This window comes from Vibrio sp. 10N.261.46.E11, assembly GCF_041472735.1.
GTDB lineage: Bacteria > Pseudomonadota > Gammaproteobacteria > Enterobacterales > Vibrionaceae > Vibrio.
The window spans coordinates 54,967-64,292 of record NZ_JBFRQW010000017.1; the positions used below are offsets into that span (position 1 = coordinate 54,967).

Below are 9,326 nucleotides of genomic sequence, written 5' to 3' on the forward strand. Positions count from 1 at the left end.
GAAATGTCATTGCAGTCGTTGGTTATTTGATCGCTTTATTTAGCTTCTCGCCAACCACATCTAAACGCCAACCTTGCATAACATCTGGCAGCTTTTCAGGATTACGATCGTGCTTCCATATCCAGCTTAACACTTGGTTAAGTTGCTTCTTCGACGCCAAAAATTCAGTCGCTAAACCACTGTGTTGCGAAGCTGTTTTCACTTCATCTTTCAACACTTTGAAGAGTTGTTTGTAACCTGGGTAGTCCATTAGACGTTCTACTGGCGCTGGGTATTCTTCTTCTGGCGTATGCTCAGCTAACTTAACGATTGAACTGATTTTAGCACCATGGCGACGTACAGAGCGGTAATCAAAACCTTCTTGCTCCATGTGCTTAGGATCTTTCATCGCGAAACGCGCAACTGCCCATAAGTCTTGCTCTTTGAAGACAAAGTTCAGCGCTAAATCACGCTTGATTGCTTCTTTCAGACGCCAAGTTGCTAGCGGTCTTAAAATAGCTAGCTGCTGAGGCTTTAGCTGCCACGCGCCTTTAATATCAAGGTAAGCGTTATCTGGGTTTGCTTTACGGATGCGCTTAGCCACTTGTAAATCAGACTCTTGCTGTGCCGCTTCCCACCAGCCCGCTTCCATCACTTTTTCTAGAAGCTTGTTGTACATTGGCATCAAGTAGTGAACGTCTGCTGCTGCGTAGTCGAGTTGTTTTTGAGAAAGCGGACGCGCTAGCCAGTCGGTGCGAGATTCACTCTTATCTAGGTCAACACCTACAAACTCTGAAACCAGAGCTGCAAAGCCAGTTGAAAGACCATGACCTAAGAAGGCTGCCATGATCTGCGTATCAACCATTGGCGTTGGCGTACAGCCAAATGCGTTCTGGAACACTTCTAGATCTTCGCCACACGCGTGCAAAACTTTCAGTACTGAAGTGTCTTTCAACAACCCAACAAACGGGGTCATTTCATCAAGAGCAATAGGATCAATCAGTGACAGCGTTTCACCATCAAATAACTGAATTAAGCCTAATTGAGGGTAATAGGTTCTTGTACGAACGAACTCTGTATCAAGCATAACAACATCGGCTTCACGTGCTTGTTGGCAAACTCGCTCAAGGTCTTTCACTTGGGTAATGATTTGATAATCCACAAAAACTCTCACTGATTTTACTTTGATCGCCGGATACAAAAATGCCGACATTAACTGTCGGCATTCTAACACCATTTTTCAGCGCTCGCTTAGATTAAGCGCTGCTATGGCTGATGGTGCATCATCTTCTCGTAAATATCAGCTCGTTACTCGCTTGCGCGTTTAGCAAGCTCTGCGTCGTTTTCTTCACGAAGCACTCGGCGCAAGATTTTGCCTACATTGGTTTTTGGTAGTTCTTCACGGAACTCAATCAATTTAGGGATCTTGTAGCCCGTTAGGTGTTCACGACAGTGCGCGATAATGTCTTCTTTGGTTAGGCTCGGGTCACGTTTCACAACGTAAATCTTAACCAACTCACCTGACACTTCATGAGGTTGACCGATAGCCGCAACTTCTAACACTTTGCCATGCAGAGCCACAACATCTTCAATCTCGTTCGGGTAAACGTTGAAGCCCGACACAAGAATCATGTCTTTCTTACGGTCTACGATGTACAGCAAGCCTTCGTCATCAAACTTAACGATATCACCAGTCGATAACCAGCCGTCTTGGTCGATCACTTCTTTGGTCGCTTCTGGGCGCTGCCAGTAGCCTTGCATCACTTGAGGACCACGAACCTGCAATTCACCCACTTGGTCATTGCCAACGATTTTCCCTTCGTCATCAACAATACGAACTTCCGTCGATGGTACTGGTAGGCCGATTGCACCCGTGTAGTCTTTTAGATCGTATGGGTTACCTGTGACCAGAGGAGCACATTCGGTTAAACCATAGCCTTCAAGTAGGTGGACACCTGTCGCTTTCTTCCATTGCTCAGCAACAGCGCGTTGAACCGCCATACCACCGCCAACAGACAGACGCATGTTACTGAAATCCAACTCGTGGAAATCTTCGTTATTGACTAGCGCATTGAACAAGGTGTTTACGCCAGTAATCGCGGTAAACGGAACTTTTTGTAGTTCTTTAATAAAGCCAGGAATGTCACGAGGGTTAGTAATCAAAAGGTTACGGCCACCCATCTCAACAAACAGTAAGCAGTTCACTGTCAGTGCAAATACATGGTAAAGCGGCAATGCCGTTACCACCAATTCACGGCCTTCTTGTAGCACAGGGCTGTATGCCCCTTTCGCTTGAAGTACGTTCGCAATCATATTGCGGTGCGTTAGAATTGCGCCCTTCGCTACACCCGTTGTACCACCTGTGTACTGTAGGAATGCGATGTCATCACCCGCCATAAACGGCTTCACATATTGAAGACGACGGCCTTTGTAAAGTGCCTTTCTGAATGAAATGGCACCCGGTAGATCGTACTTAGGCACCATCCCTTTCACGTATTTCACTACGAAGTCGACAATCGTACCTTTCGCTCGTGGCAACATTTGCCCAAGGCTAGTGAGTACAACGTGTTTAACCGGAGTTTTATCAACGACTTTCTCTAGTGTGCTCGCAAAGTTAGAAACGATAACAATCGCCTTTGCGCCAGAGTCATTCAGTTGGTGTTCAAGTTCGCGAGGTGTGTACAGTGGGTTGACGTTCACTGCAATCATACCTGCACGCAGCACACCAAACAGTGCAATTGGGTATTGCAGCAAGTTTGGCATCATCAGCGCGACACGATCGCCTTTCTTCAGTTTTAGATCATTCTGCAAGTAAGCAGCAAAAGCACGACTGCGCTCTTCAAGCTTACGGAATGTCATAATCGATCCCATGTTCTCGAATGCAGGTTGGTCGGCGAACTTCTGTACCGACTGTTCAAACATTTCAATGAGAGATTGGTACTGATCTGGGTTGATCGTTTCTGGTACGTCACTTGGATAACGTGAAAGCCAAGGTTTATCCACGATGTTACTCCTCGTTTATCAGCTGACGACTGCTTCGCCGCTTTTTATCATTGCGGTATTACAGCACAGCTTTAGTGCATGAGCACTAAAAGGCTCAAACACTTGTTTAAATTTTGTTAACTACACCAAGAATTAGCTCTGAAACTAGCTCTGGGCTCTCTAAATGGCAATGATGCCCGCCAGGAATCGTCTCTATATTCAGAGAACTATGCGCTGATTTGTAGCGATTATGCTGCAAATGTCGGAATCCATCATTCCCTAGGATTATTAAGTGAGGGCATTCAATAGCCGCCATAATCGCTTCAGCGTGCGCCTGTGACATTCGATATAACGAGTCACATTTGAGATTAGGGTCGCATCGCCATTGCCAAGAGTTCTCAAACTCGACAATACCTCGCTCAACAATAGGAGCGACTAATTCTGCATTAATTTGGTTGGCGTGAGCTCTCAGCTTAATAGCATCCTCAAGGCTTGCCAGAGGACGTGAAGGCTTTCTTCGCTGTCGAAGACGACTAAGTACCCCATCCCTCAAGCGAGAGACTGTTTCGTGGGGAGCTTCAGAAAGAGGTCCGTGACCTTCAATTTGAATTAATCCTGACACCTTTTCAGGAAAGGCGGCACTATAGCAACTTGCTATCAATGCACCAAGTGAATGTCCTACCAGTACCAGTCTGTTTGGCGATAATTTGGTCACTAGCTGGTGTAAATCATCAATATAGTCGTGAAATGGGTAGTAACTCCCCGACTTATGCGACGAAAAACCGTGCCCAAAAAGATCGAGCGCAACTAAGTGAGTATCTGAAGAAAGCTTAGAGACTTGCTGCATGACCTGAGTAAAACTTGCGGAATTGTCTAGCCAGCCATGAATAAAAACGACCGTCGTTGCGGTCGTTTGTGGGTTGCCAATCTGTTGCGTTGCAAGTGTCCCGCTCGCAAGGAAATATGACTGTTCAATCATTGATAGTATGGTGTCCCTGTCATTGGGTATGTCGAATTAAGGTTCGACTATTGCACATCTTGAATCACACGCCCTGACTTAGGCATGGTTTGAAAGCTGCGACAATGTAAACTGCGGCAAGAGTAGTAAGTTGGCGCAAAGTCATTAATAACCACTCTTTCAGTGATCTGCCATAAACGTTGATTGTAGACATTCATGACTGGGAAAGTGTAAGGGTATTCACCAACCATACCGTCTTCAATGCTATTTGATGTGCCAACTAAAGTAACTAAACGACCCTCAGCAAAGCTCAATGGTTCAACATAGCCGTCAATGTAACCAACAAAACGTCCTTTTGGTTCCGCATCAATATCAGGCTTGCCACTACTTGAGATAGGTAAGTTCACCACTTCCACACGTGTTTTATCTTTCAGATTAGTGACTTTAGCAATCACGCCACCCAAACGAACATCACCGGCATCCGGTAGTGTGTTTACCCACTCTTGGTAGTCAGTTACCACCTGTTCTGAGTTTGCATTAAGTTCTTTAGGTAAAGAGGAGCACCCCATCACCATCGTAGAGAAAGCGACAAGGAAAAATAAGCGAGATTTAGATATGAGAGAATACATAATGCAGCTCCTTAGAGCAGGATAAATGAAAACACAAAGCTAGATATAAATATCGACCCCAATTAGCTTTGCAAGTTCCTCTTTTTTAGCTTGATTCATCACATCCATATACTCTTCCATCGCACGTCGTCCGCGCCCTTCTGGAAGATCATATTGAACCTGAGCTTTGTGAATCTCAGATTCTTTGACCTGGCGAATAGAATGCGAGACAGCATTCGCAACCTTAGTTGGCTGACCAACAGAGGTCTTTGCATCGCCTTTTTTTACCTCATTCTTTTTGTTGGTTCGATTGGTTTTAGATGTATTGCCTATCGAAGAAGGAGGTAAGCCGTTGATTGAAACCATGCTTAAAGAGTTTATTACCTGATTTTAATGATTTTATATCTGTTTTAATTTTGGCTCTGCAAAGTGAATGCAGAGCCAAAGTAATACGTATTTACTCGCGACCAGGCAGTTTTTTCCAAGTCACTTTATCACGTAGGTAAACCGGCTCAGACTCTTCAGCTGCAACCGCTTTGCCTTCAGCATAAGCAAATTGAGCAAGGAACGCCATGTCTTGAGCTTCTGGGAATAGCACTTCACACGCTTTGGTGTTGATCGCTAGTGTGTCCATGTGCTCTGCATATGCTTCCCAACCTGTGCCTACTTTTGCCCATGTGTTGGAGTCCGCTTCAAGCTGTTCAGCCAATTCGCTTGGAGGCGTCACACATTCCGCATCGACCGCAGTCCAACGACCATCATCTTCACGGCTGTAACGAGCCCAGTAAACTTCACTCATGCGAGCATCAATTGCTGTTGCAACATGAGTTTCGCCAAATTTACGGTAGCTGCCTTGCGCCATCGCTGCCAGTGTAGACACACCGATCATCGGCAAATCAGCACCAAAAGCTAAGCCTTGAGCAATACCAATGCCAATACGTACACCCGTGAAACTGCCCGGGCCTTGGCCAAACGCGATCGCGTCGATATCGGTTAAAGCAACATTCGCTTCTTTCAGTACTTCATCAACCATAGGTAGAATTTTTTTCGTATGGTCTCGAGGTGCCTCTTCGCTACGTGCGAACACCTGGTCACCAATTACTAGTGCAACTGAACAGTTTTCAGTTGCGGTATCTACTGCAAGAATTTTCGCGCTCATTTGTGTCTCAAATATTCGTTATCTAATCTAAAAATAATGGCTAAGCTCAACAATGCTAATTACTCAGCAACGGTTGAATGGTCTTTAGCTAAGAATTCTTTAATGACCCCTAAGTCACGAGTACGTGGGATAGGCGGTAAACTCGCCAAAAATATGCCACCGTAATCGCGAGTCACCAATCGGTTGTCGCAGATAATCAAAGCGCCATTATCGCGCTTATCACGTATCAATCGACCGACACCTTGTTTCAAGGTGATCACTGCGTCTGGCAATTGTACTTGTGCAAAAGGATCACCCCCTTTCAACTTACAGTCTTCAATTCTAGCCTTAAGCAAAGGGTCATCAGGGGCTGTAAAGGGCAATTTGTCGATGATAACACAGCTTAATGCATCGCCCCTAACATCTATACCTTCCCAGAAAGCACCAGTGGCCACCAGCAATGCATTACCTAATTCCATGAATTCTGCTAAGGTTTTTTGCTTACTTGTCTCACCTTGCAGCAGAACGGGAACCGAGAGCGTTTCGCGGAACCGTTCACCCAACTCTTTCATCATGCTGTGTGAGGTACATAAGAAGAAACAGCGACCTTGGTTTTGCTCAATCACAGGGGTCAGCATTCTTACTAGCTTGTCCGCTAAGCCCGGGCTATTCGGTTCTGGTAGATAGCGAGGCACACACAAACGCGCCTGATTTGGATAGTCAAACGGACTTGGCAGTGAAAACTGTGCCGACGGCTTTAATCCTAATCGAGAAGTAAAATGATCGAAATCGTCCGACACCGCCAAAGTTGCAGAGGTAAACACCCAAGCACCCGGTTTTAGCTCAATCTGCTCATGGAATTTGTCGGCGACTGAGAGTGGCGTGATGTGCAAAGCAAAGTGTCGTGGCGTGGTGTCATACCAATACGAATAACCAGTAATCGACACGTCACATACACGTTCAATGCGCGACTTGATCATAGTGGCGCGTTCAAAAGCCGTGTCTAACAACTGGCTTCGACCCAATGCTAATTTCAATACATCAACGGCCAGTTGCAACGCATCTTGTAAGCGAACTAGCTCTCTCGCAATCGACTCTGACTTCAATGCTTCACGCCAGTTACCGCGAAAGCCCGTATCGCCAAGCACAATGCGTAGATCGGCTGACGATTGAACGAGCCTATCCCCTACTTTCTGCAGTTGGCGCATGTCTTTGGCTTCAGTTCGGTAAGCGATTTCAATGTCCTTGGCTAGCTCTTGGATCTGTCGGCTGGAAACCGATTGTCCGAAGTATTGGCTAGCGATATCGGGAAGTTGGTGCGCTTCATCGAAGATAAATACATCGGCTTCAGGTATCAGCTCACCAAACCCGGTTTCTTTGATCGCTAAATCCGCGAGGAACAAGTGGTGGTTCACTACAACAACATCAGAATCCATCGCTTTTTTACGCGCCTTCAGCACAAAGCAATCGGTGTAGCTTGGGCACTCTTTGCCTAAGCAGTTGTCGTTAGTCGAGGTAATGGTTGGAATGACCGGGCTATCTTCAGCAATATCATCACAGTCACCTAAATCGCCAGTTTGAGTCGCTGACGACCATCTGCGCACTTTCACCAACTGAGCTAACAGCGTTGGATCGGTGTGAGTGCCATGGCTCTCGATCATTTGACGACTGAGCCTATCCAAGCACAAATAGTTTGAACGGCCTTTGAGTAACGCAACCTGACCATAAAAACCAAGCGCATCGACCATCAATGGTAAATCTCGGTGAAACAGCTGTTCTTGAAGGTTTTTAGACCCCGTACTGATGATCGTTTTCTTACCACTCAGCAGTGCTGGCACTAGATAAGCAAACGTCTTACCTGTTCCCGTTCCCGCTTCAACGACCAATTGGCTCTGTTGTTCAATAGCCTGTGAAACCGCTTCAGCCATGTCTAGCTGAGCTTGTCGAGGTTGGAACCCAGGGATCGCTTTACCCAAAGCACCATCAGCAGAAAACGTTTTAGATATCATAGAGTACGAAGTTTAGAAAAATAGAAGGAGAATTATGGCAGGTTTAGTGAGCCGGCGCGAATCAAGAATGACTTCGCACCGGAGGTGTTTGGTTCGGGTTAAGCTACCTAGAAGGTAAGAATTGAAGAAATAAAAATCAAAGAATCGTTATTATTTTCGGCTGAGATAACGCGACAACCAAGGGGCACCTTCAAAATGATTATCGCAAGGCTGCATGGCTTTCACTGCATCGGTTGGTGAGGTTTTACTTTCCCACATTTCATCTAGAACATTACCATCTAACTCTGTACTTCCCGCTAATGAATTCACTCGTTTGCAGTACAGTTTTTTTGCTAGTAACTCTTTATCCATAAGTATCACCTCTATTTTTGGCCAAAGCGTCAATGCCTCGGTTGAAGTTCAAATGCGTACTACGGTCAAAACTTGAAAAATGAAGCTTCTGCCTTTTTTTCTATCGAAAAACTGATATTTCTATATAAAACAATTTATCGATGCGATAAATGAGCAGCAGAATTTGTTGAAACCAACTTGATAATAGATTAATTATAACGGTGATACTGCGGCTTAGTTCACCGTTCGACGGCCTGCATTAAATTTTGAAGAATCCCGATTTCATATAATAAGTGCAACATTCATGGAAGTAAGATGCAAATGGAAAGAAAAACTTTATTAACACATTGTACTGACGCCCCAGGCCTCATCTCAAAGATCACCAACATTTGTTATAAGCACCAACTCAATATTATTCACAATAATGAGTTCGTTGATAACACAAGTGGCCACTTCTTTATGCGCACCGAGCTAGAGGGCTACTTCAATGACGAAACCTTACTCGCCGATTTAGACCAAGCCCTGCCAGAAAACACAAAACGTAAGCTGGTTGATTCATCTCGTAAGCGTGTTGTGATTCTGGTAACTAAAGAAGCACACTGCCTTGGCGATATTCTGATGAAGAACTTCGATGGCAGTTTAGATGTTGATATTGCGGCAGTAGTTGGTAACTACGATACACTGCAAAGCCTAACCGAGCGTTTTGATATCCCTTACCACCATGTTTCTCACGAAGGATTAAACCGTGAAGAACATGAGAAGAAGATGCTTGAAGTCATTGACCAGTATGAGGCGGACTATCTAGTGCTTGCTAAATACATGCGAGTGCTGACGCCGGGGTTTGTTGAGAAGTACAACCACAAAATCATCAACATTCACCACAGTTTCTTGCCAGCATTCATTGGTGCTAAGCCATACCAGCAAGCTTACGAGCGCGGTGTGAAGATCATTGGTGCAACCGCGCACTTTGTGACAAACGATCTCGATGAAGGTCCAATCATCAAGCAAGATGTTATCCCAGTGGATCACAACTTCAGCGCAAAAGACATGGCACAAGCGGGTCGTGACGTAGAGAAGAACGTGTTGAGCAAGGCTTTAAACAAAGTGATCAACGATCATGTGTTTGTTTACGGCAACAAGACCGTGATTCTGTAAGTCGGATATCGATTGATACCAATCACAGTAAGTAAGTGATCAGAAATAGCGCAGGAAAAAGGCTTGAGAACAAGGCGTAATTTTTTGATAAGTAGTTATTCTACAATAAAAAATTATAACGCAGTTATCGAGCGTTTTAACCAGCTAGGGTGACCAGTTATTTACTA

The 9,326-nt window shown here is 45.1% G+C and carries 9 protein-coding genes; 1 reads left to right on the forward strand and 8 read right to left on the reverse strand.

The features are described 5' to 3' along the window. Positions 1-22: 22 nt before the first annotated feature. The 8 genes from rnd to AB4407_RS05510 form a co-directional block, all read right to left on the reverse strand. Positions 23-1,141, reverse strand: coding sequence for a ribonuclease D (gene rnd / locus AB4407_RS05475; RefSeq protein WP_069591626.1), 1,119 nt, complete (start codon positions 1,139-1,141; stop codon positions 23-25). Between the two features lie 146 nt (positions 1,142-1,287). Then, the gene (gene fadD / locus AB4407_RS05480) at positions 1,288-2,982 is read right to left on the reverse strand and encodes a long-chain-fatty-acid--CoA ligase FadD (RefSeq protein ID WP_372119413.1); all 1,695 of its coding nucleotides are present in this window, start codon (positions 2,980-2,982) and stop codon (positions 1,288-1,290) included. A 106-nt stretch (positions 2,983-3,088) separates the two neighbouring features. Beyond that, positions 3,089-3,940, reverse strand: a complete 852-nt coding sequence (locus AB4407_RS05485) for an alpha/beta fold hydrolase (RefSeq protein WP_372119415.1) — start codon at positions 3,938-3,940, stop codon at positions 3,089-3,091. A gap of 47 nt (positions 3,941-3,987) precedes the next feature. Further along, positions 3,988-4,548: a Slp family lipoprotein gene (locus AB4407_RS05490; RefSeq protein ID WP_372119417.1), complete on the reverse strand. Its 561-nt coding sequence runs from the start codon at positions 4,546-4,548 to the stop codon at positions 3,988-3,990. 39 nt (positions 4,549-4,587) lie between these two features. Further along, a complete protein-coding gene (locus tag AB4407_RS05495; protein ID WP_017074520.1) occupies positions 4,588-4,893 on the reverse strand; it encodes a hypothetical protein in 306 nt (101 codons plus the stop codon). Between the two features lie 91 nt (positions 4,894-4,984). Continuing rightward, on the reverse strand, positions 4,985-5,686 hold the full coding sequence (gene tsaB / locus AB4407_RS05500) for a tRNA (adenosine(37)-N6)-threonylcarbamoyltransferase complex dimerization subunit type 1 TsaB (RefSeq protein WP_012604519.1): 702 nt from the start codon (positions 5,684-5,686) through the stop codon (positions 4,985-4,987). A gap of 59 nt (positions 5,687-5,745) precedes the next feature. After that, entirely contained in the window at positions 5,746-7,674 is a 1,929-nt protein-coding gene (locus AB4407_RS05505; RefSeq protein ID WP_372119419.1) for an ATP-dependent DNA helicase, read from the reverse strand. A gap of 150 nt (positions 7,675-7,824) precedes the next feature. Further along, positions 7,825-8,025 carry a hypothetical protein gene (locus tag AB4407_RS05510; protein WP_009847305.1) on the reverse strand — a complete coding sequence of 67 codons (201 nt, stop codon included), beginning with the start codon at positions 8,023-8,025 and terminating at the stop codon, positions 7,825-7,827. 300 nt (positions 8,026-8,325) lie between these two features. Between AB4407_RS05510 and purU the strand changes: the two genes are divergently transcribed. Then, the gene (purU, locus tag AB4407_RS05515; RefSeq protein ID WP_012604522.1) at positions 8,326-9,159 is read left to right on the forward strand and encodes a formyltetrahydrofolate deformylase; all 834 of its coding nucleotides are present in this window, start codon (positions 8,326-8,328) and stop codon (positions 9,157-9,159) included. Positions 9,160-9,326 lie beyond the last annotated feature (167 nt).